Annotated in this window: 1 protein-coding gene; it reads left to right on the top strand. The window is 47.5% G+C overall.

Annotated features, from left to right (window positions below; genetic code table 11):
* Window positions 1-941 (top strand): VC_2705 family sodium/solute symporter (locus tag LD39_RS16745; RefSeq protein WP_035550166.1); only part of this gene is annotated, 941 nt, incomplete at both ends.

The following is a 941-nucleotide window of genomic DNA, read 5'->3' on the forward strand; positions in this document are numbered from 1 at the left end:
GTCATGATCCTAGGATATGATGGGTTAGCTTACATCATGGGGTGGACAGGCGGTTATTTATTATTAACCTTCCTGCTTGCACCACAATTGAGAAAGTACGGGCGCTACACGGTACCTGAGTTTATCGGCGATCGTTATAAAAGTAATGCTGCCCGTCTGATCGCCGCTGTTGCAACGATCATCATCAGTTTCACGTATTCCATCGGACAGCTGTCCGGCTCCGGAGTCGTTATCGGACGTCTTCTTGAAGTGAATACAATAATCGGGACATTGATTGGTGTCGTACTGATTGCGTTTTACTCCGCACTTGGCGGGATGAAGGGTATCACTTGGACACAGGTTGCTCAGTATTTAGTCCTCATCATTGCTTACTTGATTCCAGTTATTTTTATGTCACTGCAATTGACACAAAATCCACTTCCATGGCTTTCTTATGGTGATGTGATTTCCGAAATGAAATCGATCGATCAGGAATTAGGAATTTCTGAATACGTCGTTCCATTTACAGAAGGAAGCAAGTGGCAGTTTATTGCCCTGATGTTTACGCTAATGGCAGGGACAGCCGGTTTGCCTCATGTCATCGTCCGTTTCTATACGGTGAGGACGATGAAAGCAGCTAGATGGAGTGGTGCATGGGCGCTGCTTTTTATTGGGTTGCTGTATTTGTCCGCTCCTGCTTATGCGGCTTTTTCGCGGTTCATTTTAATGACAGAAGTAGCCGGTTCCTCGCTGAATAATCTCCCCGCATGGACACAAGCCTGGGTCGATACTGGCCGTCTGTCCTTAGCTGACGGGAATGGTGACGGGATCCTTCAATGGACAGAGCTCGTCATCAGCAACGACATTGTCGTTATGGCAACACCGGAAATAGCCAATTTAGGTATCTTCGTCATCGGATTGATGGCTGCAGGTGCGATGGCGGCTGCCTTATCAACGGCAGG

The sequence above is a fragment of the Halobacillus sp. BBL2006 genome (assembly GCF_000786645.1).
In the GTDB taxonomy this organism is placed as follows: Bacteria; Bacillota; Bacilli; order Bacillales; family Halobacillaceae; genus Halobacillus.